Consider the following 207-nt stretch of genomic DNA (forward strand, 5'->3'; position numbering starts at 1 on the left):
TGAATGAAACAACTGTAAACCTCGCTTCCGCACCGGGCCGGTTTCAGGTGACAACCGGCCAAGATAGTTGTCGTCTACCGGCCAAGATAATTGTCGCTCACCAGGCAGCAAACACGTGACGCCGCACCGCATCGACCAGCGGGCGCAGCAAGGTATGGCAGGCACCGACCCAGTTGGCCAGTAGCGAGCGGTCCAGCTCCACGCCTT

The 207-nt window shown here is 59.9% G+C and carries 1 pseudogene; it reads right to left on the reverse strand.

Going from position 1 to position 207, the window contains the following annotated elements:
* Positions 1-106 precede the first annotated feature (106 nt).
* Positions 107-207 (reverse strand): annotated as a pseudogene (locus AC6H42_RS31010) (IS66 family transposase); the annotation flags it as partial.

This window comes from Massilia sp. NBRC 108631 (assembly GCF_059704565.1).